24 protein-coding genes are annotated in these 24,538 nt (G+C 53.8%); 19 read left to right on the forward strand and 5 right to left on the reverse strand.

The features are described 5' to 3' along the window. Positions 1-34 precede the first annotated feature (34 nt). Entirely contained in the window at positions 35-1,024 is a 990-nt protein-coding gene (gene galE / locus G0Q06_RS13750; RefSeq protein ID WP_163967144.1) for a UDP-glucose 4-epimerase GalE, read from the forward strand. 93 nt (positions 1,025-1,117) lie between these two features. On the opposite strand, the gene G0Q06_RS13755 is transcribed toward galE, so the two are convergent. Beyond that, positions 1,118-1,705, reverse strand: coding sequence for a response regulator (locus tag G0Q06_RS13755; protein ID WP_163967146.1), 588 nt, complete (start codon positions 1,703-1,705; stop codon positions 1,118-1,120). A 189-nt stretch (positions 1,706-1,894) separates the two neighbouring features. Between G0Q06_RS13755 and dtd the strand changes: the two genes are divergently transcribed. From dtd to G0Q06_RS13785, 6 genes are all read left to right on the forward strand, one after another. After that, a complete protein-coding gene (gene dtd, locus G0Q06_RS13760; protein ID WP_163967148.1) occupies positions 1,895-2,350 on the forward strand; it encodes a D-aminoacyl-tRNA deacylase in 456 nt (151 codons plus the stop codon). A gap of 47 nt (positions 2,351-2,397) precedes the next feature. Beyond that, positions 2,398-3,687 (forward strand): dGTP triphosphohydrolase, encoded by a 1,290-nt coding sequence (dgt, locus tag G0Q06_RS13765; protein ID WP_163967149.1) that lies wholly within the window; start codon positions 2,398-2,400, stop codon positions 3,685-3,687. A gap of 46 nt (positions 3,688-3,733) precedes the next feature. After that, a complete protein-coding gene (locus G0Q06_RS13770) occupies positions 3,734-5,317 on the forward strand; it encodes a carbon starvation CstA family protein (RefSeq protein WP_163967151.1) in 1,584 nt (527 codons plus the stop codon). A gap of 51 nt (positions 5,318-5,368) precedes the next feature. Next, on the forward strand, positions 5,369-5,977 hold the full coding sequence (locus G0Q06_RS13775; RefSeq protein WP_163967154.1) for a riboflavin synthase: 609 nt from the start codon (positions 5,369-5,371) through the stop codon (positions 5,975-5,977). A gap of 64 nt (positions 5,978-6,041) precedes the next feature. Next, positions 6,042-7,772, forward strand: coding sequence for an NADPH-dependent assimilatory sulfite reductase hemoprotein subunit (locus G0Q06_RS13780; protein WP_163967156.1), 1,731 nt, complete (start codon positions 6,042-6,044; stop codon positions 7,770-7,772). Between the two features lie 24 nt (positions 7,773-7,796). Next, positions 7,797-8,204, forward strand: coding sequence for a gamma-glutamylcyclotransferase family protein (locus G0Q06_RS13785; protein ID WP_163967158.1), 408 nt, complete (start codon positions 7,797-7,799; stop codon positions 8,202-8,204). Here the strand turns inward: G0Q06_RS13785 and gdhA are convergent. Next, positions 8,201-9,553 (reverse strand): NADP-specific glutamate dehydrogenase, encoded by a 1,353-nt coding sequence (gdhA, locus tag G0Q06_RS13790; RefSeq protein WP_163967168.1) that lies wholly within the window; start codon positions 9,551-9,553, stop codon positions 8,201-8,203. The two genes, G0Q06_RS13785 and gdhA, sit on opposite strands and share 4 nt — an antisense overlap. Before the next feature lie 114 nt (positions 9,554-9,667). Between gdhA and G0Q06_RS13795 the strand changes: the two genes are divergently transcribed. Both G0Q06_RS13795 and G0Q06_RS13800 read left to right on the forward strand, forming a co-directional pair. Then, positions 9,668-11,182, forward strand: a complete 1,515-nt coding sequence (locus tag G0Q06_RS13795; RefSeq protein WP_163967171.1) for a sensor histidine kinase — start codon at positions 9,668-9,670, stop codon at positions 11,180-11,182. Beyond that, positions 11,179-11,916, forward strand: a complete 738-nt coding sequence (locus tag G0Q06_RS13800; protein WP_163967173.1) for a LytR/AlgR family response regulator transcription factor — start codon at positions 11,179-11,181, stop codon at positions 11,914-11,916. The genes G0Q06_RS13795 and G0Q06_RS13800 overlap by 4 nt, the downstream gene beginning before the upstream one ends. A gap of 77 nt (positions 11,917-11,993) precedes the next feature. On the opposite strand, the gene G0Q06_RS13805 is transcribed toward G0Q06_RS13800, so the two are convergent. Then, on the reverse strand, positions 11,994-12,815 hold the full coding sequence (locus G0Q06_RS13805; RefSeq protein WP_163967175.1) for a mechanosensitive ion channel family protein: 822 nt from the start codon (positions 12,813-12,815) through the stop codon (positions 11,994-11,996). A gap of 40 nt (positions 12,816-12,855) precedes the next feature. Next, positions 12,856-13,911, reverse strand: coding sequence for a DUF481 domain-containing protein (locus G0Q06_RS13810; RefSeq protein ID WP_163967177.1), 1,056 nt, complete (start codon positions 13,909-13,911; stop codon positions 12,856-12,858). Positions 13,912-14,125: 214 nt separating this feature from the next. On the opposite strand from G0Q06_RS13810, the gene mbhE reads away from it, so the two are divergent. The 10 genes from mbhE to G0Q06_RS13860 all read left to right on the forward strand — a co-directional run bounded on the left by mbhE (position 14,126) and on the right by G0Q06_RS13860 (position 23,338). Beyond that, a complete protein-coding gene (gene mbhE, locus G0Q06_RS13815; RefSeq protein ID WP_163967179.1) occupies positions 14,126-16,483 on the forward strand; it encodes a hydrogen gas-evolving membrane-bound hydrogenase subunit E in 2,358 nt (785 codons plus the stop codon). Next, a complete protein-coding gene (locus G0Q06_RS13820; RefSeq protein ID WP_163967197.1) occupies positions 16,476-17,009 on the forward strand; it encodes an MnhB domain-containing protein in 534 nt (177 codons plus the stop codon). Before mbhE ends, G0Q06_RS13820 begins: the two co-directional genes overlap by 8 nt. Continuing rightward, complete coding sequence (locus tag G0Q06_RS13825; RefSeq protein WP_163967208.1) at positions 17,006-17,335, forward strand: sodium:proton antiporter; 330 nt, start codon at positions 17,006-17,008, stop codon at positions 17,333-17,335. The genes G0Q06_RS13820 and G0Q06_RS13825 overlap by 4 nt, the downstream gene beginning before the upstream one ends. A 15-nt stretch (positions 17,336-17,350) precedes the next feature. After that, complete coding sequence (locus G0Q06_RS13830) at positions 17,351-18,850, forward strand: proton-conducting transporter transmembrane domain-containing protein (protein WP_163967210.1); 1,500 nt, start codon at positions 17,351-17,353, stop codon at positions 18,848-18,850. Beyond that, a complete protein-coding gene (locus G0Q06_RS13835; protein ID WP_163967211.1) occupies positions 18,847-19,326 on the forward strand; it encodes a Na+/H+ antiporter subunit E in 480 nt (159 codons plus the stop codon). Before G0Q06_RS13830 ends, G0Q06_RS13835 begins: the two co-directional genes overlap by 4 nt. Continuing rightward, a complete protein-coding gene (locus G0Q06_RS13840) occupies positions 19,323-19,604 on the forward strand; it encodes an MrpF/PhaF family protein (protein ID WP_163967222.1) in 282 nt (93 codons plus the stop codon). The genes G0Q06_RS13835 and G0Q06_RS13840 overlap by 4 nt, the downstream gene beginning before the upstream one ends. Then, a complete protein-coding gene (locus G0Q06_RS13845) occupies positions 19,601-19,897 on the forward strand; it encodes a cation:proton antiporter (protein ID WP_163967224.1) in 297 nt (98 codons plus the stop codon). The genes G0Q06_RS13840 and G0Q06_RS13845 overlap by 4 nt, the downstream gene beginning before the upstream one ends. A gap of 103 nt (positions 19,898-20,000) precedes the next feature. Further along, positions 20,001-21,278 carry an NAD(P)/FAD-dependent oxidoreductase gene (locus G0Q06_RS13850; protein WP_163967226.1) on the forward strand — a complete coding sequence of 426 codons (1,278 nt, stop codon included), beginning with the start codon at positions 20,001-20,003 and terminating at the stop codon, positions 21,276-21,278. Continuing rightward, on the forward strand, positions 21,259-22,071 hold the full coding sequence (locus tag G0Q06_RS13855) for a DUF1365 domain-containing protein (protein ID WP_163967228.1): 813 nt from the start codon (positions 21,259-21,261) through the stop codon (positions 22,069-22,071). The genes G0Q06_RS13850 and G0Q06_RS13855 overlap by 20 nt, the downstream gene beginning before the upstream one ends. After that, positions 22,058-23,338 (forward strand): SAM-dependent methyltransferase, encoded by a 1,281-nt coding sequence (locus tag G0Q06_RS13860; RefSeq protein ID WP_163967230.1) that lies wholly within the window; start codon positions 22,058-22,060, stop codon positions 23,336-23,338. Before G0Q06_RS13855 ends, G0Q06_RS13860 begins: the two co-directional genes overlap by 14 nt. On the opposite strand, the gene dsrP is transcribed toward G0Q06_RS13860, so the two are convergent. Beyond that, complete coding sequence (gene dsrP / locus G0Q06_RS13865) at positions 23,285-24,532, reverse strand: sulfate reduction electron transfer complex DsrMKJOP subunit DsrP (RefSeq protein WP_163967232.1); 1,248 nt, start codon at positions 24,530-24,532, stop codon at positions 23,285-23,287. The genes G0Q06_RS13860 and dsrP overlap by 54 nt on opposite strands. Between the last annotated feature and the right edge of the window lie 6 nt (positions 24,533-24,538).

Below are 24,538 nucleotides of genomic sequence, written 5' to 3' on the forward strand. Positions count from 1 at the left end.
TTCATCCTGAAGGGCTGACCTAAATTCCGGAAACATGAAGGTGTTAGTCATTGGAGGAGCCGGTTATATCGGAAGTCACTGTGTGCGGCAACTTGTCCTCGCCGGGCATGAGCCAGTCGTTATGGATAATCTCGTTTTCGGGCACAGGGATGCTGTCAGCCCTGAAATCCCTTTTCATGAAGTGGATCTGGGGGACCGGGAAGCCGTGGCCAAAATCCTCCGTCAGGAGTCGATTGAACTGGTCATGCATTTTGCCGCCTTCGCCTATGTTGGGGAATCGGTCGAGGATCCTCTCAAGTATTACGAGAACAATGTGGGCAAGACGATCAGCCTTCTCCAAGCCATGCGCGATGCCGGAGTCGACCGCTTTGTTTTTTCCTCCACCTGCGCCAGCTACGGCATTCCGGAATCCATGCCGATGACTGAATCCTTGCCGCAAAACCCGATCAATCCCTACGGCCAGACCAAGCTGGACGTTGAAAGAATCCTCAAGGCATGTGCTAAAGCCTACGGGCTCAGCTCCGCCTCATTCCGCTACTTTAATGCAGCCGGTGCAGCTGACGACGGGACGATCGGGGAAGATCACGACCCGGAGACCCATCTGATCCCTCTCGCGATCTGGGCCGCCCAAGGGAAACGGGACAAATTAACGGTTTTCGGTGATGACTATGATACACCGGATGGAACCTGCCTGCGCGACTACATCCATATCGACGATCTCTCCCGCGCCCATATTGCCGTTTTCGACAAACTGAAAAAGCCCGGGCAATCTCTCTTCTATAATCTGGGAACCGGCAAACCGGTCAGTGTCATGGAAATCATCAAAGCTGTCGAGGAGGTGACTGGTCTCAATGTTCCATACGAAATGGGGGAAAGACGGGCAGGTGATCCCCCTGCTCTCTACGCTGACAGTTCCAAGGCGCAGGCCGAACTTGGGTGGACGCCGCAGTTCATGGATATCAAGGAGACCATCGCCACCGCCTGGAAATGGCACAAATCCCATCCGGGGGGATTTGATAACTGAAAATTCCGGTTGAAAAGCCTGTCATATGCCTCGCCTTGCACCGACATTATGCGGCAGGAACGGAAGACATGAAATTCCCGCTACAACGAGGAACTACTCCTCGCCTGCCTGATGCTTCGCCTTCAGGTCATCCAACTGGGGCTTGATTACCGTATCGTAATATTCCGGTTCTATCCCGTGCGAAATGGTCAGGCCAAGGTGGCTGCGCATGAATTCCTCGATCGTCTGCCAGCCTTCGTCGGGAAATTTGATCTTCTTCGTGTAGGCACAAATGGTCAGGACATTTTCAAGCGACTCAATATGCGAACTCGCTTTGAGGATTCGCTGTGCAACCTGTAGCCGGATCTCGAGTTCAAGCCGGTCCAGCGGCTTGGCCAGAAAATCATCCACACCAGCCTGCATCGCCTTGTAGTAGTTTTCCCGCTGCCCGATATTCGCCGTCAATAAAATGATGTAAGTGTAGTCGGATTTGTCGTTCTCCCGGATCTTGCGGACCAACTCCAAGCCATCCATCTGGGGCATCAGCCAATCTGTAATGACAAGCCGGGTAGGTTGCGCTTGATAGGCATCCCATGCTTCTTTTCCGTCTGCTGCAACCGATACGACATGCCCAAGCTCCTCCAGGATATTGATCAGGAGCTTACGCGAAATAAAGTCGTCTTCAGCGATAAGGATATTCATGGGCCAGCAACTACAATTAAGTAAAGATGGGATTCCAGCACCTATCTGCAACCCCAAAGGCTTAGGGAGTTCATTACCTCCGCATGAGGACAATAACCCACGGGAAGTGGATAAATTTTTATCAATGTGCTTTGCTCCACAGGATTAGATTCTTGTCAGAATGGCCACCGCTGCGATAAGGAACAGATCATGAGAGCGGTTCTTCAGCGCGTAAAAAAGTCTGTTGTCAAAGTAGAAGGCAAAAGCGTCGGAAGTATCGGCAAGGGACTTCTGGTCTTTCTGGGAATTGAAAGAATCGATACAAATTCCGATCTGGAGTGGCTGGTAGACAAGCTTCCACGAGTCCGCTGCTTCGAGGATGATGCGGGGCGCATGAACAGGAACCTGGAGGAGACCGGCGGAGAAGTCATGGTGATCAGCCAGTTCACCCTCTTCGGAAGCCTGAGGAAAGGGACACGGCCCTCTTTCAACCGTGCGGCCGACCCGGAACAGGCTATTCCGCTCTATGAGGAGTTTGTCGAAAGGCTCTCAACGACCTTGGGCAAACCGGTCGCCACCGGCATTTTCGGGGCAGAAATGGAGATCAGCGCTGTCAATGATGGGCCGGTCACCCTCGTCATCGACACAAAAAACCGTGATTTCTAGTCCCTTTACGGTTTGTCCTCCGCCCAATAAACGCTCTACTGGGGATTATGGAAAACCGCTTTTACGGTGAATTCGACAGCGAACACCTTCCCGGCAAACGCCCGGAAAATGATCATCGCTCCCCTTTCCAAATTGACCGGGATCGCGTTTTGTTCTCTTCCGCCTTCCGCCAACTGCAGTCAAAGACCCAGGTCTTTCAATCCGGCGAATACGATTTCTACCGCACTCGCCTGACCCACACGATTGAAGTTGCGCGGATTGCCCGTTCCATCGCGGAGTATCTCAACCAGACAAGTGATCGTCTTCGTCCGGACTTCCAGATTGACCCGGACCTTGTTGAAGCAGTCGGTCTCGCTCATGACCTCGGCCATCCTCCATTCGGGCACATTGGCGAAAGAAAATTAAATGAGCTCATGGCACCGCATGGAGGCTTCGAAGGCAATGCCCAGACTCTCCGTATCCTCACGCAACTCATCTATGCGCGTCCTGACCGGCCCTCGGGAATGAAACCGACCCGGGCTTTCCTGGACGGCATCTTGAAGTACAAGGCCCTCCACAAGGAATTTATCGAAGGGAAGAAACCCGACGCACCGTATCCAGAAAATCACTTTCTGTATGATGACCAGGAGAAGATTCGCGACTTCGTCTTTCCGGAAGTGGATTTGCAATCCCTCAGTCCGGAAGACTTGAACGCGTTGAAGAGTATCGAGTGTCAGATCATGGATTGGGCGGATGATACTGCTTACTCGCTTCATGATATCGTGGATGGCATCAAGGCACGTTTCATCACTCCTGACACTCTCCGAATCTGGTGCGAAGCGCAGAATGATCTGACCAGCTACCAGCTGCAGACCCTGGATGACCTGATTGATGAAATCCGATCGGGCGGCTACGAACCTCGCACCAGTCTCTGGATAGGACAGTTTATCCAGGCCTGCCGGCTCGTGCCCGAGGATTCAATCCTCGCCGGGCAATCCAACCGGCATCGCTTTCGCCTCGAAGTGGATCCGCATGTGCGCGAGGTCTGCAACTTGCACAAGCGAATCGCCTTCGACTTGATCTTCAAGTCACCCCCACTCCAGCAGATTGAGTTCAAGGGAGGATATCTTCTCACGCGGCTCTTTGACGCCTACACGACCCATCTCCTGGGCAAGGAATCCAAACCCCTGCGCCTTCTGCCCGATCCAATCAGCCAGTGGGTCCGCAATGAAGAAAGTGCGGAAGGCAAACGCCGCCTTCTGTGCGATCATCTCGCTTCCCTGACTGACGGACAGGCCATTCGCGCCTACAAAAGGCTTTTCGAGCCGGATTTCGGCACATTGATGGACCTGTATTAGGCGCGTCGCAGCGATCCCACTTTCTTGACCTCAACCCTCTCGAATCATGATCACTCTGCTTCTTATCTCGCTGGTCTTTTTTGCAATCGTTTATCGAGTCTTCGGCACCTTCATGGACCGGAGATGTGGGATTGATGATTCAAACAAGACACCCGCCCACACGCTGGAGGACGGCGTCGACTATGTTCCCACCCGCGCCTCGATCCTCTTTGGCCATCACTTCTCCTCAATCGCCGGCGCCGGACCAATCGTCGGCCCGATCCTCGCCGCGATGTACTTTGGCTGGGGGCCAACATGGCTCTGGATCCTGATCGGGGCAGCCTTTGTCGGGGGAATCCACGATTACGGGGCGGCCTTCATCTCCACGAGGACCGGTGGCAAATCCATCGCTGAAGCGATGCGCTCAATTGTCGGGAAGCAGACGGGCCGCCTCTTTGCTCTCTTTGTCCTCCTGGCTTTGATCTATGTCATCATCGTCTTCCTTGACCTGACGGCATCGACTTTCACCAGCAAGCCGGAGGTCGCCACTGCATCCGGTTGGTTTATCTTTGTCGCTCTGGGCTTTGGGCTTGTTCTCAATCGCACAAAGCTCCCCTTCCTGCTCTCCATCGCCATTTTTGTCCCCGTGACATATGCCGGGCTTGCCATCGGTCACTTTTTCCCGGCTCCCGCCATTGGCAATAACGCCTGGGCCGCCATCATCATTGTCTACTGCTTCATTGCTGCCATCCTGCCAGTCCAGCTACTCCTTCAACCCCGGGACTTCCTTTCCTCAACTTTTCTTTATGTCCTCATGGCCGCAGGCATCCTGGGCGTGTTTTTCTCAAGCCACACCATCCAGATTGAGGCCTTCACAGGATGGAACCATCCGAAGGTCGGCACACTCGTTCCAATCCTCTTTATCACGGTGGCCTGCGGTGCCTGTAGCGGCTTCCACAGCATTGTCAGCAGTGGCACAACCTCCAAGCAACTCTCCCGCGAAAGCGATATCAAGCGGGTCAATTACGGCGCCATGCTTGTCGAGGGTGTTGTCGCGGTCTTTGCCCTCGGGACGATCGCCATCCTTTCCGAATCCGAGCGGGCCGCCGCCGGCACACCGGTTGGGATTTTCGCCTCGGGAACGGCCCGCTTCATGAGCTCACTCGGGTTGCCTCAGGACCTGGCCATGGAGTTCACCCTCCTTGCCGTGAGCACCTTCCTCCTCACCACCCTCGATACCTGCACCAGGCTGAGCCGCTTCATTCTCGAGGAGTTTCTCCAGGCGCGCTCCTCCAGGACCCGCTGGATAGGAACGGCCGCAGTGCTCATCCTGCCCGCCATCGCCGTGACACAGACAATTGGTGGCGAGCCTGCATGGAAGGCTGTCTGGCCGCTCTTTGGCGCCACCAACCAACTCATGGCCGCCCTCGCCCTCCTCACATTCATGGTCTTTCTCAAATCCAAGAAGATCCGCTACGGATTCGTCATTCCCGCCGTGATCATCATGGTCGTCATGCCCCTCTCCGCGCTTGCCTTGATGGCTGCCTCCAATGGCGTTCTCTCCCTCCTCGGTGGAGTTTCTGCAGCCATGTTCCTCCTCGGGGGCTTTGTGACCACGATGTCTGTCAGGTACGTCCTGAAATCCTCCTGATCCGAAACTTTGTTCTGGCATTCTTTCCCTTCTCCCAATCAACATGATTTCATGTTTACCGGAATTATTGAAGAAACAGGAAAGGTCCTTGAGTTCTCCGAGCAGGAAGCCGCATACCGGCTTAAATTAGCCGCTTCACGCGTGCTTGAAGGACTCGAAATGGGTGACTCCATCGCGGTTAATGGCTGCTGCCTGACCGCCATCGAGTTTGATCAGGAGTCCGTCTCCTTCGATCTTCTCCAGGAATCTGTCCGCCTCACCTCGTTTCAAACAATTCAGGCGGGCGATCCGGTCAATCTGGAACGCTCCCTTCGCTTCAATGGCAAAATCGGTGGACACTTTGTCACCGGCCACATCGATGCCACCGGAAAGGTCAGTCATGCCGAGAGGCGAGGAAAGGACCTCTTCCTCCGCATTGAACCACCGGAAGCGTTTCTCAAGTATCTGGTCTACAAGGGCTCCATCGCCATTGATGGCGTCTCCCTGACCGTCGCAGAGGTCGATCAGTCCGGCTTTGCCGTCTGGCTCATCCCACACACTCTCGAAGTCACTAACTTGCACGCAAAGGCTCCCGGCTCACTCGTCAATCTGGAGTTTGACCTCCTCGCCAAGACCCTCGAACGCCTCTTTCCCGGCAACCGGCCAATCGAACGCAGCTAAGTAGCTGCAAGTCCCGACAGTTTACTTTACTTTTCTGCCCAACTGACCTTACATACCGGCATCTATGAATAAGAATGGACGTGAAAGCGCGGCCAAGGAGGCCAAACTGCACAAGAACGAAGGCATCAAGGAGGCGAGCAATTTCCTCCGCGGGACGCTGGCGGAAGCGCTGGCCGACCCGACGACCGGTAATATCGGGGCAGACGATGCGCAGCTGACCAAATTCCACGGGATCTACCTTCAAGACGACCGGGACGAGCGATCGGAGCGGCGGAAGAAGAAACTGGACAAGGCCTACAGCTTCATGATCCGGGTGCGCGTACCGGGCGGGGTGACCACTTCCGCGCAGTGGCTGGCAATGGACGAGCTGTCCGAGCGCTACGGCAACAGGACGATGAAACTGACGACCCGGCAGGCCTACCAGCTGCATGGAGTCTTGAAGGCCAATCTGAAAACGACGATCCAGGGGATCAATGCAGCCCTGATGGACACCATTGCGGCCTGCGGTGACGTCAACCGCAACGTGATGTGCAACCCCAACCCGTACCAGAGCGAGGCGCACGCCGAAGTGTTGCAACTGTCACAAGCACTTTCGGACCACCTGACCCCGGCCACGCAGGCCTACCATGAAATCTGGCTCGACGGGGAAAAGGTCGCCGGGGGCGAGGAAGAAGTGGAACCCATTTACGGGAAGACTTACCTCCCGCGGAAGTTCAAAATTGTCGTGGCGGTTCCCCCGAGCAACGACGTGGATATTTATGCACACGACCTCGGCTACATTGCCATTATCGAGGACGGAAAGATTGTCGGCTACAACATTACTGTTGGAGGTGGCATGGGCATGACGCACGGAAATGCGGCCACTCACCCGCGCCTTGCGGAGCTTATGGGCTTCTGCACGCCTGAACAGGCCATTGAGGTCGCGGAGGCAGTTGTGACCGTGCAACGCGATTTCGGCGACCGGACCAACCGGGCCCATGCACGGTTGAAGTACACCATTGAGGACCGCGGGCTTGAATGGTTCCGCAAGGAAGTGGAAGCACGCCTTGGCTACCAGCTTCAGGAAGCACGTGAGTTTAAATTTGAAGATACCGGCGACCGCTACGGCTGGACCAAGGGAACCGATGACAAATGGCACCTGACGCTCTTCATCCAGAATGGACGGATCAAGGACACGGCGGAGTTCAAGATGAAAACAGGCCTGCGTGAGATTGCCAAGATCCACAAGGGCGACTTCCGGCTCACCAATAATCAAAATCTCATTATCGGGGCAATTGCCGAGGCAGATCGTCCACAAATTGAGAAGCTAATCAGCAAATTTGGCCTGAGCGCCGGCTTGGAAAGTTCCGCCCTGCGACTGAATTCCATGGCCTGTGTGGCCCTTCCGACATGCGGACTCAGCCTGGCCGAATCGGAGCGCTACCTGCCTGACCTTGTTACGGATCTGGAGCAGGTGGTCGAGTCGGCCGGCCTGCGCGATGATGCGATCGTAATCCGCATGACAGGATGCCCCAACGGATGTGCCCGGCCCTATCTGGGAGAAATTGGTCTCGTGGGCAAGGCACCGGGCAAGTACAACCTCTATCTCGGGGCCGGCTTTGACGGGTCCCGCCTGAACCGCCTCTACAAGACATCGGTCAAGTCGGAGGAGATTGTCGATGAGCTGGCGCCGATCATCAACCGTTACGCCAAGGAGCGAGAATCCGGTGAACGGTTTGGCGATTTCTGCGTGCGGACTGGTGTGGTCACTCCATACGAGGCAGGGACCAACTACCACGAACCGATGGTCGGGTAGTTAATTGGCTGTCCTCACTTTTCCATGACAAAACCCCGTTCGAAAGAAGGGTTTCCCGCGGCCAATAGCCTCCTGTTCGTTTATGGCACGCTACAACAAGGGGGTCAGTATCATTATTTCCTTGAGCGTTGCGAGGCACGCTTCGTGTCACCGGGAACGCTGACGACGCCCTACCCCCTCATCCTTGCAGACTATCCCTGCCTGCTCGACCAGCCCGGGAAAGGGTTTCCCGTGACAGGGGAGATTTATGAAATCAAAAAGCCCGGCGACTGGGAATCCATTGACCATCTGGAGGGCTACCCGAGCGAATACACCCGGCGCCTTGAATCGGTCAAAACCGATTCACAGACACTCCTTGCATGGACCTACTTCTACCAGTGGCCCGACTTGCTTGATCCGGCGCTGAAGCCGGTGCCAACTTTCCGTCCCTAAATCACCCCGTGGGAAATCATGGCCTGGGCGACGCGAAGGAATCCCCCGATATTGGCCCCGTCCACATAGTGTCCAGGCCGGCTGAACTTGCGTGCGTAGTGCACACAGCTGCCGTGAATGCTCGCCATCGTTTCCTTCAAGCGCCCGTCAACCTCCGAGAAGGTCCAGCTTGAGAGGGAGGCATTCTGCTGCATCTCCAGCGCGGATACCGCAACCCCTCCGGCATTGGCTGCCTTGCCCGGACCGTAGAGGATCTTCCGCTTGAGGAAAACCTTCATGGCCTCTGGCGTTGAAGGCATGTTGGCCCCCTCGCTGACCGCAATACAGCCGTTGTTGACGAGTTTCAGCGCATCTTCGCCATCCAACTCGTTCTGGGTCGCACAGGGAAGTGCCAGGTCACAGGGAATATCCCAGATTTTTCCGGACTTGCGACTGATGAATTTTGCCTTTGGGCAGCGTTCCGCGTATTCACGCAGGCGGCCGCGCTCAATTTCCTTGATTTCCCTCAGCTGATCCCAGTCAAGGCCACCCGCCTGATGAACGGTGCCATCGGAATCCGAACAAGCCACGACCGTTGCCCCCATGTCCATCAGCTTCCGGATCGCGTAAAGGGCCACATTGCCCGAACCGGAGACAACCGCCGTTTTCCCTTCAACGCTCTCCCCTTTGGTCTTGAGCATTTCATCTATGAAGTAGACAGCACCGAATCCGGTAGCCTCCTTGCGACCGAGTGAACCACCCCATGCAGTATCTTTGCCAGTGATGACACCCAGGTCGTAGCGGTTTGTCAGGCGTTTGTATTGACCAAACAAATACCCGACTTCACGGCTCCCGACGCCGATATCACCAGCCGGAACATCCTCGCTGGGACCGATATGCCGGTACAATTCCGTCATGAAGGACTGGCAAAAGCGCATCACTTCACTTTCCGAGCGACCCTTCGGATCAAAGTCACTTCCACCCTTTCCGCCACCAATTGACAGGCCCGTGAGGCTGTTCTTGAAGATCTGTTCAAATCCGAGAAACTTGATAACCCCCAAATTGACAGTCGGATGAAAGCGGAGCCCGCCCTTGTAGGGCCCGAGTGCGCTGCTGAACCGCACGCGGAAGCCACGGTTCACATGCACCTTTCCGTTGTCGTCCTGCCAGACGACACGGAACATAAGTTGCCGCTCCGGTTCACAAAGCCGTTGCAGCAGATTGGTCTCGATTATTTGCGGATACGCGTCAAGGGCTGGCGCAAGGGAATAGAGCACTTCATCCACTGCCTGGATAAATATTGGCTCACCATGATTACGCTCATGAACCCACTTGATTGTATCCTTAATGGGTTGGGGTAACTTTTTCATAAAGTTGCTTAAAAGTATGAGGTCCGTAATAGTTTGGCAACAGCCAAAGCAAGAAGGAACGCTCAAAGATTGCGAAAATTCAAAATTCGGGTAAATCCTTTCAAGAGCAACCGCATGAACCTGACTGAACAACTGGAGAACCCTGCATTCCGCGCCTTGTTTGAGCATACGCGGGAGGCCGTTATTGTTGCCCGCGCGGGTTCCCTGAAAATCCTGGAGGCAAATCCCAGCGCCCGCAAACTTCTGGAGTACAGCCGGGAGGAGCTGGAAGATATGCCCGTCACCCGGTTGACCAGAAAGCAGAACAAAGACCGCATCCAGGAGTTCATTTCCAGCGTCGGCACAGGCTCCGTTCAGCATTCACTGACCATACAACTGCAGAACAAGTCCGACGAGCCCATCCCCTGCGAGGTCAACCTCCAGCCATTGCCCTTGAAAGGGGAAACCCTTCTCCTGTTCACCTTCCAGGATATTTCCGAAAGGCTCCGGGCGATGGAGGATATTGAGCTCCGCAACATCGCCATCGCCAACGTGACTTCAGGTGTGACGATTGCCGATGCGCGCCAACCCGACCTGCCCCTCATTTATGTCAACCAGGGTTTCCAGAAGATCACTGGATATTCGGCGCGGGAGGCAGTTGGTCGCAGTTGTCGGTTTCTTCAGGGTGAAGATCGTGACCAGCCGGGACTGATCGAACTTCGCCGGGCTCTTCGCGAAGGCCAGCCCTGCATTGTCCAGTTGCGCAACTACAAGAAGAGCGGTGACCTCTTTTACAACGAACTCCACATTTCCCCCGTGAATAATGAAGAGGGTGACTTGACCCACTTTGTGGGTATCCAACTGGACGTGACCGAGGAGGTGAAAGCGCGGGAAACCCTTGAAAGGAGTGAAAAACGAGTCCGTAAAGCTCTCGAAAGGGAACGCGAGCTGAATGACATCAAGACCCGCTTTATCTCCATGGTCAGCCACGAGTTCCGGACCCCGATGACCGGAATCCAAGCCTCTTCTGCCCTGCTCAGGAGATTCGGGGAAAAACTGGCACCCGAAAAAAAGGAGCGCCACCTGACCAATATTGAGATCTCCCTGAAAAGGATGAACCGCCTTCTAGATGACGTGCTGTTCTTCAGCCGGGCGGAGGCACACAAGATCCCAGTGAAGCGCAGTGATATCCGCTTGAATGCCTACTTTCAGCGCCTGATCGAAAATCTCGGCTCAATTTATCCGAACCGGAAAATTCGTTTTGAATCAACCCTCGAGGACAACGAATCATTCCTTCTCGATGAGCACCTTCTGGATCATATTTTCCACAACCTTATCGGGAACGCCCTGAAGTACTCGGAAGTGGGTAACCCTGTCCGCTGTTCAGCATCCCGCAAGCCAGAGGGGGTCGAAATAATTGTCCGGGATACAGGGATCGGCATTCCCGAAGCCGACCAGAAGAAACTATTCGAGGCCTTTCACCGGGCGGATAATGTCGGCAACCGTCAAGGAACCGGACTCGGGCTGAATATTGCTCTCCGAGCAATTGAGCTGCTTGATGGGTCCATTGAATTTCAATCCAAACAGGACGAAGGCTCAACATTCCTTGTCTTGCTTCCTGAAAAAAATACCAAAGAGGAAAACCAATGAGTAAAATCCTGATTCTAGAAGATGATGAAACAGTGCGCTTGCCACTGATCGACCTGCTCGAGGCCGAGAATTACACCGTGGTCTCCGCACCTGACGGAAAACAGGGCATCGAAATGGCCAAAAAGGAAAAACCGGATTTGATCGTCTCCGATATCATGATGCCGGAGATCGATGGCCATGGTGTCTTTGAAGCCCTCCAAAAGGATCCGATCACAGCGGTTATCCCGTTTATCTTTCTTACCGCCAAAACCGATCCTTCGGACATTCGCGAGGGCTTGGGCCTGGGGGCCGATGACTACATCACAAAGCCTTTTGAACAGGAGGATCTACTCGATTCCATACAGACGCGCCTGAACAAGTATCAGCTCATTTCCGAGGCCGCGCTCAAGGCCGATGACAATCCGGAATATGACCAGATATTCATCAAGGACGGGGAAAGCTGCTGGTTTGTCGAATATGAGAAAATCCGGCTTCTTGAATCGGAGGACAATTATGTGCGGGTATTCTTCGACAAGGAAAAACCACTGATCAGCCGGACCCTCAATTACCTCGAGGAGAAACTACCCGCGAAGCTCTTCTTCCGAGCCAACCGAAAGCAGATTATCAACCTCCGATGGATCCGCAATATCCAGCCATGGTTCAACGGCGGTCTTCTTGTCACCCTCAAGGATGACAACAAAATCCAGATGTCCCGTCGGGCGGCCCAGTCCTTCAAGTCCATCATGGGCATCTAGGCACCGGAAGACTTGCAAAAAAAAGCCCCGGCTCGCGGAAGCGAACCAGGGCTTTGAATCAACGGGTTGATCTAAAATCAGGCTTGTTCCTGAAACAGATGCACGTCGCGTTGCGGGAACGGAATCGAAACTCCTTCCGCGTCGAAACGCTTCTTCACGGCTTCCTGTGTGTCGAAGTAGACACCCCAGAAGTCGCTGGCATTGACCCACGGGCGAACGTTGAAGTTCACGCTGCTGTCAGCCAGCTCCGAAAGAGTCACCGTTGGGGCAGGATCCTTGAGGACGCGTTCATCAGAACCGATGATGTCCATCAATATGCCCTTGGCCTTGTCGATGTCATCCCCGTATCCAATGCCGAAGACCATGTCGCAACGACGGGTTTCAAGCGCATTGAAGTTCACGATGTGGCCTGACATGACCTGAGAATTCGGAACGATAATCTTCTTGTTGTCAGGTGTGTGCATCAGCGTGACCAGAATTCCAATCTCATCGATCACTCCAGTCACCCCGCCGGCTTCGACAAAATCGCCGATCTTGAATGGCCGGAAAAGAATAATGAGCACACCGCTGGCAAAGTTCGAGAGTGAACCCTGCAAGGCGAAGCCAACCGCGAGACCGGCAGCACCCAAAACGGCAACGAATGAGGTCGTCTGTATCCCCAACTGCGAAACTGCAGCGATGATCACTGCAACCATGAGCAAGTAGAATACGATGTTTGAGAGGAATCCAACGAGGACTTGATCCACATTTGATTTCTCCATCGCCCGGCGGCTCAGCTTGCGGCACAGGCCGGCAATCCATTTACCGATTACAAAGACGAGGAGCGCGACCACGATCTTCAGCCCGTAGTAGGTGACGGCCGCAATCAGAGCGTCTATTTGTTCTGGTGATAGTTCCATTGTTATACCCTTGTTTTAGTTGTTGTATGTACCCCTGTACTTAATCCCAAAGGAGAATCAGTCGGGCAAAATAGCTTGTATCGAGTTCCTCACGGCCCCCGCTTGGTTCACTGTTGTATTGGTTGCTGACACCGAACCGCATCGTCCACTTGTCCGATGTGCCAAGCGGGATATCAATCCCGGATTCATGATCGAGCAGATACCTGCCAAAGTCATCGAAACTGGGCGTGTATTCCAGCGAGCTCACGAGCTTACCCCAGTCAGCGAACTGCCACATCAGGTTAAGACCCAAATCCAGGCCTGCTGACCCGTCCGATTCAGCCCCGGTATCCTGGTAACTCTCGTAGCGGTAAATGAGACCAGCATTCCCCTCAAGGGTCAGACGCTCCTCCTTAATGAAGCGATGCGTGAGACCCGCGGCTGTTGTCGTGCGGAATTCAATCCCTTCAAAGGTGTCGCGCTCCAGTTCCTCGCGGACATACCAGCCCCACTTCTCGGAGAAGAAGTTCGTGTAGTTAATACCGCCCTTTTGCTCGTCTTCGGAACGAATGCCATCGGATTCCTTGTACTTGTAACTGCCGTAAATCGTCAGCCGGTCTGATGGACCTTCCAACTTGGCTTCCGCCACGATGGCTGAGGCAAAATTTTCGGAATTCCCATCCTTGCCGCTAAGGTCTACCCCGGCCATGTAAGTCCACTTGCGCAACTGGCCCGCCAGTTCCGCTTCCCGGGTCGCCACAATGGGATCACGTCCCCCCGCTTCCCAGCCCGATACGACCGTGTCCAATCCTGTCCGGACTGTCCCCGCCGCCGAAGTCACTTCGAGCTCGCCGCCCTCCGTCCGAACCGGACCTTGAAAGACTTCACCGCTGGAGGTCCGTACGCTTACCGCGTCCGCACTGTCCAGCCCGCTCACTTGCTCCAATGGGACTTCAATCACCCCGGCAAAGCTCGTCCGAAAATAGAAGGTCCCTTCGTGGATTTTCTCCAGCTCGCCTTCAATCCTTGAACCGTCATTCAGCCGAAGCGTCGCCCCGTCACTCGCTACCGCCAACAGTAACACTGAACAGCCAATTGTTATAAGTTTCCTAGTCATCTTTTGCTTTTTCTTGTTTGGTTTGATTACTATTGCGCGCTGCCCTACAGCACCCGAATACTCTGCCTGTTTTCCTTAAAATTTCAAAGCATTTCACCTAATTTATCATAATTACAAAAAAGACATGACAAATTATTCACGAAATAATTTTCATAAATCGGTTGACAGATGGCCCGCCTGATCCACCTTTCGAGAACCTTTTTCGGGATAGAGAATGCATGAATTGAGCGACAGCCTGCTACCATTGGGACTGGCGCTGCCATGGGCAGTGCTCATCCTGATGCTGGGCGGGTGGCGTTGGACGCGCGGGAAGGCGCTTGGGCGCTGGCTTTGGACCATCCCGGCGGCGATAACCGGAATCATCCTCTGGAAGGCTGGCATCGGGAACGGGCAGAACATTGAAACCTTACAGCTTCTGGCATGGCTGCCGGAGATGGGGATCAATGTGAGCCTGCAAATTGATGGCTTGAGCCTCTTTTTCGGACTGGTGGTCGCCGGCATGGGGACACTGATTTTTGCCTACACGGCAGGCTATTTCGCGGAAAAGCCGAAGGAACTGAGGAAATTTTACACCTACCTGCTGTTATTTCTGGCGGCGATGCTGGGGACGGTCTTTTCGGGAAACCTGCTCATTCTCTATGTCTGGTGGGAGATGACCGGCATCGCCTCGTTTTTCCTCATCGGCTATCTGCATGATGACAAGGAAGCCCGCAACGGTGCGCGGATGGCCCTGATCACCACGATCACCACCGGCATGTGCCTGCTTGCGGGAATTCTACTGATCGGCCTGACTGCCGGGACCTTTGAAATTGTCGAGTTGATTGAAGAAGCTCCTGCCTTTGTGGATTCAGGCGCCTGGCAAGCTGGCTTCATTCTCATTCTCATAGGGGCCTTTGGAAAGTCGGCCCAATTCCCTTTTCACTACTGGTTGCCGAATGCCATGTCGGCCCCAACCCCCGTCTCAGCCTATCTGCACAGCGCGACGATGGTCAAACTCGGGATTTTCCTGATCGCCCGTATTTTCCCGATCTTCCGTCCCCTTGACACCTGGATGCCAATTCTGGTCCTGATCGGCTTTACCACCTTCCTCATTGGAGCCAGTTTTTCGTTCCTTTCGCACAAGCTGAAGGCCATCCTCGCTTTCTCAACTGTCAGTCAGCTGGGGTTTCTGGTCGGTTTTTATGGCATTACCCCGGTTGAAGGGGCGCATTGGGACCTTCTGCACATCATGAACCACGTACTCTACAAAGGTGCGCTTTTCATGATCGTGGGGGTAATTGACCATTCCACCGGTATCAAGGATATCCGCCAGCTCGGTGGGTTGAGAAAGCGGCTACCGCTACTCTATGGAATCACCCTCCTGTCGGCTGCGTCGATGGCCGGTGTGATCGGTACGACCGGATTCCTGAGCAAGGAATACATGCTCAAGGAAAAGCTCGATTACCTCACCGACGGAGCCTTTTTGAATGCCTTTCCGATCATTGTCGTGGTGATCGGTTCCATACTCAAAGTGGCATTTTCGCTACGTTTTGTCCTGCATATCTTCCATGGGCGCGAATCTGAAAAGGCGGTTGCACACTTTCATCCGCCCTCCTTTCTTATTCAATTCCCTGCCCTCTTCCTAACCGTCTTCACAGTCCTTGGCGGGCTTTTCCCGGGCCTTACCACCCTTGCCTTGAAATTGTTCAGTGTTCCCGGACTGCACGCCCCGGATTCGCCCACTCTGAAAATCTGGCACGGTTGGACCAGCCCTGCTTTCCTTATCAGTTGCTCGATCCTTTTGGCAGGCTACGCGCTTTACCGGATCGCCGAAAAGACGGAATGGCGCTGGGCCAAAATTCCAAACTGGGCCCAATTTGACCGGTTCTTCACCCTCGGAATTGAGAACCTTCCACGCTTTGGCGGATGGGTTTCCCGGGGGCTCGGGGTAGAGCATCCAAAGTTTCACGGTCCGGTCCTGTTGATCACCGCCCTTATCTGGATGGCGCTGCCCCTGGTCAATGGCTGGAACGATCTTGCACTGCCCGCCTTTACCGCAAACGGGCTCCTGGTTGTCTGGTTGGCGGCCCTCCTGCTGGTTTGCGCCGGACTCTGCCTTGCGCTCCTCAAATCATGGATGGCCCAAGTGATCATTATGGGTGGCATCGGGTTCCTCATCACTTTCTATTTTGTCCTTTACCGCGCACCAGACCTGGCCCTGACACAAATCCTTGTCGAGGCGGCTTCCCTCGTCCTCCTGTTAATCCTTTTGCTACGCTTCCCACAGCTCCAAAAGTCACCAAGGCCGCTTCCTCGGGCGACCAGCCTTGTCAATTTCCTCCTCTCAGCCGGGATTGGCCTGCTTGTCTTCCTGATGACCCTCGCCTTTTCGGGTGCGAGAATCAACGAACCATTGGGCACTGAGTATCTTGCGGCAAGCCTGCCCAAGGCGAAAGGCACCAATGCGGTGAACACTATTCTCGTTGATTTCCGGGGATTTGACACCCTTCTTGAAGTCGGGGTGCTTGTCATTGCCACGCTCGGAATCCTGGGACTGCTCATCCGAAGAAAGGAGCTGAAGAAAAATGCTTAAGCCCGATTCATTCATCCTGCGTAAGTCCGCCACCCTGATTGGCCTGATCGTGCAGATCTTCGCAGTCTACCTGTTTTTCCGCGGACACAATCTGCCCGGTGGAGGATTTATCGCTGGAGTAGCCAGTGCTATCGGGATCCTGATCCTGATATTTGCCAACGGGAGTGCCATCATTACCCGCCTGTGCCCGTTTGATCCGATCCGCCTATGTGCATGGGGACTGGCCATTGCCACCTTGGCCGGATTGGCAGGACTGGCCTTTTCCGGAAGTTTTCTCACTCATTATCATTACAAGGATCCGGATTTCCCGCTTCTCGGATCCCTTTACCTCGGGACGCCCCTTCTTTTCGATTTGGGCGTTTTCCTGGTCGTCCTCGGGGTCATCCTCAAGGTGACGCTCGTTCTCATGGATGCCCTGCAAATGCAAAAGCAGTCTGGAGAGGCTGCCTTCCTCATCGCCCGCGGGTGTGATGACACAATTCTTGAAGACTCGGATTTCAACAAAGAGGAGAACAATCACTCATGATCTGGATCACTGCACTGCTGGCCGGCTTCCTCTTTGCACTTGCGACCTGGCTGATCCTTCACCGCGACTGGCTCCGGATCATTTTCGGGGTCATGGTGCTCGGACACGGGGCCAACCTGGTCATCCTCAGTTCTTCCGGTGACCCGAGAGGAAAGCTTCCGCCAATTACCGGGGGTGAGGCCAACCTTGCGGATCCACTCCCGCAGGCCTTGTTACTCACAGCAATCGTTATCGGTTTCGCTGTCGTCGCCTTTTTCATAACCCTGGTCTACCGTATTCTTTCCGATAACGGTGATCTTGATCTTGGAGAACTATTCGACCGGTAGACCGGCTCCGCACCAATGCTTCCAGCACTGCCCATTTTAATTCCACTCATCACGGGGATTCTCCTGCTTCTCATGGGAAGCCGCGGGAAACTAAACCGTGGAGTATCCATTCTTTCATTACTGGTTCAAATCCTTGCCGGCCTGATGCTGGCCCGTGAAGCCTACACCAGCGGTATGGCAATCACCCATTTGGGATCATGGAAAGCTCCGCTGGGCATTGTCCTTGTCGGTGACAAGGTTGCCTCGATCCTCGTCATCCTGGCCCTGCTGGTGGCCCTTGCCTCCACCTTGACCGGGTTTTCCGAGCGGAGCGCGGCAGGCGATAACCCCATGCGCCTGCCCTTGGTGCAGTTTCTTGTCACGGGCATCCAGTTGAGTTTTCTTACCGGAGATCTCTTCAATCTCTTCGTCGCCTTTGAGGTCATGTTGCTTTCCTCATATGGGCTCATGACCCTTGAGGCGGATCCCAAACGGATCAAGCAAGCCTATCCGTACGTCATCCTGAACCTGCTTGCCTCGGCCATTTTCCTTGCCGGCTGCGGATACGCCTACGCCCTCTTTGGCACGCTCAATTATGCGGGCATGGCTGAGGCGGCGCAATTGCTGGCAGATGCTCCCGGTGGTGCTGCCCGGATCAGTATTCTCACTGCTGTGCTGGCACTTGTCTTCTCCATCAAGGCGGGAATGTTTCCGCTTTATTACTGGTTACCCAACAGTTATCCGGTTTTGCCACCATCCCTCGGAGCCCTCTATTCAGGCTTGCTGACAAAGGTCGGTATTTATGTCCTGCTCCGCTTGCTCGGGACAATCATGCCCCACACCCAGGAGGGCCTTTATCTGACAATTGCCTGGTTAGGTGGGGCCACCATGCTGTTTGGTGTTCTCGGTGCCGTTTCACGCATGGGTGTGCGGGAAATCCTCGCCTTTCACGTAGTCAGTCAGGTCGGGTTCATGATTCTCGCCATCGGGTTTTTCACGCCGGTTGCGTTTGCGGCGACTATTTTCTACATGGTGCACCACATCATTGTTAAGTCTGCGCTATTCCTGACGGCCAGCGGTATTCTCAAACAGTTCGGGACAGACAACCTCACGAAAACGGGGGGACTCTGGAAAAAGGCGCCTCTTTTCAGCGTGGTTTTTCTGATCATGGCATTCTCACTTGCCGGCTTGCCACCCCTGTCCGGATTCTGGGCCAAGCTTTGGATCCTGATGGAAGGCATATCCGGGAAGTACTACAGCCTTGTAGCGATCAGCCTTGTTGCCTCGGTTCTCACCCTGGCCTCCATGCTCAAGATCTGGTTTGGGGCATTCTGGCAGCCTGCACCGGATAATTGTCCCGACAAAATGCCCATGGGAGCTGCTCTCTGGACCGCCCTTGGCCTGATGACCATCGTCTCACTTGGCGTGGTTCTGGCAGTGGGTCCGCTCTGGAATGCGTCCATGGCGGCGGCCTCGGAAATGCTCACCCCATCCATCTACATTGAACAGGTATTGTCGAAGGGAGGAACCCCATGAAAACTGCTTTGATCCACATTGGGATCGCCTTTGTCTGGATGTTCCTGAATCCAAAGCGTGATTTGCCGAGTTTGATGGTGGGCCTCATTATTGGATGGATCCTTCTGGTCGCCTTCCGCCCTCTCCTTCCCGATGACAAGTATTTGAGGCGGAGCAGCGCATTCTTCAAGTGGCTATGGGCTTTTTTCAAGGCCCTTGTCCTCTCGCAGTTCCGCGTTGCCCGGCTCATCCTGTTCCCTGGCAACAATCCTATCCAGCCCGGGTTTTTTGAATTTCCCATTCGCGACCTTTCCGACTTGGAAATCCTGATGCTGAGCCACTCCATCAGCCTGACTCCGGGAACAACCAGCGTGGAAGTCGATCCGGAGAAACAAGTTCTACTTGTCCATGCCCTTGAAGCAGACCGTCCGGAGGACGCCATTTCGGAAATTGAAAGAACTCTTCTCAAACCCCTCCTCGCCTTTACTCGACCATGATTCTGAACACCGCCATTCAAGCCTGCGAGATCATGCTCTCCATTGCCGTCCTGATCGGGTTTTACCGCCTGGCCAAGGGGCCGACTGCCGTTGACCGCATTATCGCCTTTGACTTGATTGTCCTGACGATCGTTGCCTTCACGGCGCTCCTTTCCATCGAGGAGGGAACGGAACACTTTCTCGAGCTGATACTGGTCATTTCCCTGCTTGGATTTTTCGGGACAATCGCCCTCATAAAGGCCATGGGAGCCACTGAAAACACGGAGGAAGTTGAATGATCACAGAGATTCTAACCGCCTTTTTCCTCGTCTTGGGAAGCGGTGTCATCCTGCTGGCCGCAATCGGTATCCTGCGCCTGCCGGATGCCCTTTGCCGCGGGCATGCCCTGGGAAAAGGAATGACGGCCGGGCTGATTCTGGTGCTCATCGGACTCTGGTTTTACCTCGGAATTGAAGTCGCCGGAATTAAAGTCCCCCTCGCCGTGATTTTCCAATTCCTGACAATCCCCATTGCGAGCCATCTTCTCGTTCGACAGGCCTACCGAAATACCAAAAGCCGGGAGCAAAAGTAGCCAGCCGATTACCGTTCAACCGGATTTTAATGGGTTTAAACAGCTTTTCTGCTATCCAAACCGAGTGGATTGCCAACTCCAGTGGCATTAGTAATTTGAAGATATGGAAACTGTAGCCATTGTAGGGACTGGGATTGCGGGCATGTCATGCGCCCATCGCATTCACCGACAGGTTGATTTGACGCTCTATGAGTCCCAAAAGGAGCCCGGAGGACACACCCACACGGTTGATCTAGTTGGGGATAGCGGCATTCCTGTAGACACCGGATTCATGGTCTACAACGAGACCACCTATCCCCTGCTCACACAGCTGTTTTCTGAATTGAAGGTGGAGACTTTCGAAACAGACATGTCCTTTGGCGTACAATACAGGCCGGACGGAATTGAATATTCGGGCTCAAGTCTGAATGCGCTCTTTGCCCAGCGTCGGAATATGCTTCGTCCGCGTTTCATTCGCATGATTCGCGACATTCTGCGCTTCAACAAACTTGCCGTCGGCGAGCTGGCGAATCCGGAGATCCTCGATTTAACCCTGGAGGGCTTCATTCAGAAGCATGGCTTCAGCCAGGCCTTCATGCATTACTACCTCGTCCCCATGACGTCGGCCATCTGGTCAACACCTCCGGACGAAATGCTGGGCTTTCCCGCACACACGCTGATCCGCTTCATGTACAACCATGGCCTCCTCGGGGTCCGCACCCATCACCAGTGGAGGACGGTCAAGGGGGGCTCACGCCAATATCGCGATAAGCTGATTGCACCGTTCAAGGATAAAATTCGCTGTAACGCACCGGTCACATCCGTGCGGCGGGATGAGAACGGGGTCCGGGTCAGAGATGCCAGCGGGGAAGAACGCTGCTTTGACAAGGTAGTCATGGCAACCCATGCGGATACGACATTGAAGCTGCTTGAAGACCCTACGGACAAGGAGCGTGAACTCCTCGGCTCATTCGAATACGGAAAAAATAAAATCACGCTTCACACCGACGCCTCAGTGCTTCCACAGAGGATAAAGGCCTGGGCCTCATGGAATTACCGCATCGATGAAGTCAATGGAGGCGCACGGCAGGCCAGCACCCACTATTGGATGAACGCGCTGCAAAAGCTTCCCACTGACAAGACGGTCATGGTCTCTGTCAACGAGCCGGACATCGTCGACCGTGAGAAGGTCGCAAGGGAATTTACCTTCGACCATCCCATGTTCTCAAAGAAGTCCGTCGATGCGCAATTTGAATTGCCTCACCTCAATGAAAACCGGAAGCTATATTTCTGCGGCAGTTATTTCCGGTACGGGTTTCATGAAGATGGCATCCTCTCCGGCTATGCAGCCGCAGATCGTCTGCTGACGCACTCTGCCGCCTATGCAAAGCTCGCTATATAATTGCCACGTATTTCACAAACGGGTCTCACCGGTTGATTACGGCTTCACCAGCCGGATCTTCATGTGGATGCTTGACCTGGATGAAATTGATGAGGTTGCGCGCTCCAATCGGTTCTTTAGTCGCAACCGCTTCAATGTGTATTCATTTCGTGATGACGATCACCTTTATCTGGGGAAATCGACACTCCGCGAAAATGTGGAGGCCTACCTGTCGAAGGAAGGCATTGATGAGAAACCTGCCCGTATATCGCTCCTCACGAATCTTCGCACGATGGGATATGTCTTTAATCCGGTCAGCTTTTATTTCTGCTATGATTCAGGCGGACAAGCAATTGCGGTAATCGTCGAGGTTCACAACACGTTCGGTGAGCTCAAGCCATTCCTCCTGACGCAGGCGGATCTGCAGGCCAGCCAGTTCAAGAAAGAGTATCCCAAGCTGTTCTACATTTCCCCATTCTCCGATCTCGACCAACGCCTCGAGATCAAGGTCGAATTGCCAAGCGATCGCCTGGCACTGTATGTCAACAATTCAGAAAAAGGGGCCAGCAAGCCATTCTTTCGCTCAAGCTTGACCGGTCACGCGGTGCCCCTGAATAACCGGTCCCTTGCTGCCTACAGCCTGCGTTTTCCCTTTATCACATTAAAAGTGATCATCCTCATTCACTGGCACGCCTTGAAATTATATTTGAAAAAGGTTCCGTTTCATAAAAAATCGGATGACCCGCATCTTCAAAAGGGAATCCTCCCAAAAAAAGGACAATCGCTTAACATTTCTCCCAATGAAACCCATTGATTCCAACACAATGCCAGCCCAGGCAGTCGACCAGTCCTCATGGCTGGACCGAATCGCACGGAAAACCGTCCTTTCCGTATTCGAACGCTTTGACCGATCGCCGATTCTTCTGCGCCTTCCTGAAGGCAGGGAAATACTGTTCGGAAAAGAGTCCCAAGACACGGAAACAGCAATCCTCAACATTCACAGCAAGTCATTCTTCCGGCGAATCCTGATCAATGGTGAGATCGGTTTTGGTGAAGCCTACATGGAAGGAGACTGGAGCACGCCCGAGCTGACACACGTGATTGCCGCACTCATCGACAATCTGGAACACATTCCCCAGATGTCGGGAAGCCATGCCAAGGCCCTGGCGTTTCACCTTCTGGGGACCTTGAATAAATTCGCCCACTGGACGCGTCGAAATACACGGAATAACAGCCGCCGCAATATCAGTGAACACTACGACCTGAGCAACGAGTTCTATTCGCTCTGGCTTGATGAGACCCTCACCTATTCAAGCGCGTGGTTTATGGGCGATGAGAACCTGAAGACGGCCCAGGAAAACAAATATCAGCGCCTCTGTGAAAAGATGCAGCTCAAACCGGGCATGGAAGTTCTCGAGATTGGCTGTGGTTGGGGCGGCTTTTCGATCTTCGCCGCACGCAACTTCGGGGTGAAGATGACGGCAATCACCATTTCGGAAGCTCAATTTGAAAAAGCAAGTGCGCGAGTGCTTGAGGAGGGTCTAAAGGATTCGGTCACGGTTCTTCTCAGCGACTACCGGGATATCGAAGGGCAGTTTGATGCCATCGCCTCCATTGAGATGCTCGAGGCGGTCGGGCACCAATATCTCAAGGATTACTTCGCGAAATGCCATCACCTGCTCAAGCCGGCCGGCCGGGTTGGCCTGCAGGTAATTGTCTGCCCTGATTCACGCTATGACGCCATGCGCAAGTCAGTCGACTGGATCAAGAAACACATCTTTCCGGGTGGCCAGCTCCCCTCTATCAAGGCCCTCATTGATTCAGTCAATGCGACTGGCGATCTATACCTGCAGCATCTCGAGAGTTTTGGCATGCACTACGCGAAAACGCTCAACATCTGGCGCGATCAATTTAACGAAAAAAGGGATGCCGTCATGGATCTGGGATTTGATGAAACTTTTTTCCGTAAATGGAATTACTATCTGGCGTATTGCGAAGCGGCTTTCGCATCCCGCAATATCAATGTCTCACAGCTGATCCTCTCCCGGCCGAACAACACCGACTTTGTTCTCGAGGGCTGAATCTTCCCGCACAAGGTTGTCTTTCTCAAAAAGCAGGAATATCCCAATCCTGACGAGGAGGGTAAAGATCAGGAAGCCGATGCCGAATATTCCTGCAGCTACCCGAATTTCAGTTATGCTGGGAGTATAGGCGTAAATCTGACCGAGCGTGTCCGGGGTATATCCTGGGATGATCAGGGCAATCCCCTTCTCAATATATACGGAGAAGTAAATCATCACAGCGCCAAGATTCATCGTGAAAAAGTTGCGTCGGGTTGCTGGCACAACAAACAAGAGAAATGCGACGACTGAAAATACCAGGGAAGTCCATGCATACCAAGCAATAGGCGACGGCTCACCATGCAGACCAAAAAAGAGATACTCGTAATGAACAACATGGTGCGTGTTCGAATAGTACTCCTTGAAAATCTCTGCTCCAAAGAGGAATAGATTGAAGCCCATCGCATAGGCCATCAGCTCCGCCACTTTGTGAATGGCATCGTCCTTTATTTCAAAACTGGTGATGCGCCGGAGAACTTGGAAGAGGATAAGCAGAACTGCTGGCCCAGAACACAGGGCTGAGGCAAGAAAGCGCGGAGCAAGAATCGCCGAGTTCCAGTAAGGACGACTCGCCATTCCGTTGTAAAGAAACGCCGTCACCGTATGGATTCCAACAGCCAATGGAATCGATAGAATTACAAGCGGGATCACAATGCGCGTGTTGTAATGCTCTCCTTTGTAGGCCGACCATAGCAGATAGACCACGACAAATGTATTGACCGCCAAATACGCGTTCAGGACGAGGGCATCCCATGCAAGCAGGGATGAAGGAAAATTGAGCCGCCCGATGAAGGGAATCATGTGCCAAAGGCGTTCCGGGTGCCCCATGTCAACAAGGACAAATAGAAGGCACATGATAATGGCTGATACTGCCAGGAGCTCACCGAAAATGACCACTTCCTTGATTGGTTTCCAGTTATAGACATAGGCAGGGATCACAAGCATGACGGCTGATGCGGCTACACCTACGAGAAAGGTGAAATTGCCAATATAGAATCCCCATGAAACTGAATCCCGCATGTGGGTGACGATCAGTCCTTCAGTGAATTGCCCGGCATAGGCCAGAAGCCCCTGAATAATGCAGGCAAGAAGGAAGATCACCCAGATGAAATAAGCCGGACTTCCATTGAAGATGATTCGAAAGATTGTGCGCATGTCTGT

It is taken from the genome of Oceanipulchritudo coccoides, assembly GCF_010500615.1.
Taxonomy (GTDB): Bacteria; Verrucomicrobiota; Verrucomicrobiia; order Opitutales; family Oceanipulchritudinaceae; genus Oceanipulchritudo; species Oceanipulchritudo coccoides.

Coding starts and splice junctions, on each gene's coding strand:
- galE (WP_163967144.1), top strand. CDS start 35: ATGAAGGTGTTAGTCATTGGAGGAGCCGGTTATATCGGAAGTCACTGT.
- G0Q06_RS13755 (WP_163967146.1), bottom strand. CDS start 1,705: ATGAATATCCTTATCGCTGAAGACGACTTTATTTCGCGTAAGCTCCTG.
- dtd (WP_163967148.1), top strand. CDS start 1,895: ATGAGAGCGGTTCTTCAGCGCGTAAAAAAGTCTGTTGTCAAAGTAGAA.
- dgt (WP_163967149.1), top strand. CDS start 2,398: ATGGAAAACCGCTTTTACGGTGAATTCGACAGCGAACACCTTCCCGGC.
- G0Q06_RS13770 (WP_163967151.1), top strand. CDS start 3,734: ATGATCACTCTGCTTCTTATCTCGCTGGTCTTTTTTGCAATCGTTTAT.
- G0Q06_RS13775 (WP_163967154.1), top strand. CDS start 5,369: ATGTTTACCGGAATTATTGAAGAAACAGGAAAGGTCCTTGAGTTCTCC.
- G0Q06_RS13780 (WP_163967156.1), top strand. CDS start 6,042: ATGAATAAGAATGGACGTGAAAGCGCGGCCAAGGAGGCCAAACTGCAC.
- G0Q06_RS13785 (WP_163967158.1), top strand. CDS start 7,797: ATGACAAAACCCCGTTCGAAAGAAGGGTTTCCCGCGGCCAATAGCCTC.
- gdhA (WP_163967168.1), bottom strand. CDS start 9,553: ATGAAAAAGTTACCCCAACCCATTAAGGATACAATCAAGTGGGTTCAT.
- G0Q06_RS13795 (WP_163967171.1), top strand. CDS start 9,668: ATGAACCTGACTGAACAACTGGAGAACCCTGCATTCCGCGCCTTGTTT.
- G0Q06_RS13800 (WP_163967173.1), top strand. CDS start 11,179: ATGAGTAAAATCCTGATTCTAGAAGATGATGAAACAGTGCGCTTGCCA.
- G0Q06_RS13805 (WP_163967175.1), bottom strand. CDS start 12,815: ATGGAACTATCACCAGAACAAATAGACGCTCTGATTGCGGCCGTCACC.
- G0Q06_RS13810 (WP_163967177.1), bottom strand. CDS start 13,911: ATGACTAGGAAACTTATAACAATTGGCTGTTCAGTGTTACTGTTGGCG.
- mbhE (WP_163967179.1), top strand. CDS start 14,126: ATGCATGAATTGAGCGACAGCCTGCTACCATTGGGACTGGCGCTGCCA.
- G0Q06_RS13820 (WP_163967197.1), top strand. CDS start 16,476: ATGCTTAAGCCCGATTCATTCATCCTGCGTAAGTCCGCCACCCTGATT.
- G0Q06_RS13825 (WP_163967208.1), top strand. CDS start 17,006: ATGATCTGGATCACTGCACTGCTGGCCGGCTTCCTCTTTGCACTTGCG.
- G0Q06_RS13830 (WP_163967210.1), top strand. CDS start 17,351: ATGCTTCCAGCACTGCCCATTTTAATTCCACTCATCACGGGGATTCTC.
- G0Q06_RS13835 (WP_163967211.1), top strand. CDS start 18,847: ATGAAAACTGCTTTGATCCACATTGGGATCGCCTTTGTCTGGATGTTC.
- G0Q06_RS13840 (WP_163967222.1), top strand. CDS start 19,323: ATGATTCTGAACACCGCCATTCAAGCCTGCGAGATCATGCTCTCCATT.
- G0Q06_RS13845 (WP_163967224.1), top strand. CDS start 19,601: ATGATCACAGAGATTCTAACCGCCTTTTTCCTCGTCTTGGGAAGCGGT.
- G0Q06_RS13850 (WP_163967226.1), top strand. CDS start 20,001: ATGGAAACTGTAGCCATTGTAGGGACTGGGATTGCGGGCATGTCATGC.
- G0Q06_RS13855 (WP_163967228.1), top strand. CDS start 21,259: ATGCAAAGCTCGCTATATAATTGCCACGTATTTCACAAACGGGTCTCA.
- G0Q06_RS13860 (WP_163967230.1), top strand. CDS start 22,058: ATGAAACCCATTGATTCCAACACAATGCCAGCCCAGGCAGTCGACCAG.
- dsrP (WP_163967232.1), bottom strand. CDS start 24,532: ATGCGCACAATCTTTCGAATCATCTTCAATGGAAGTCCGGCTTATTTC.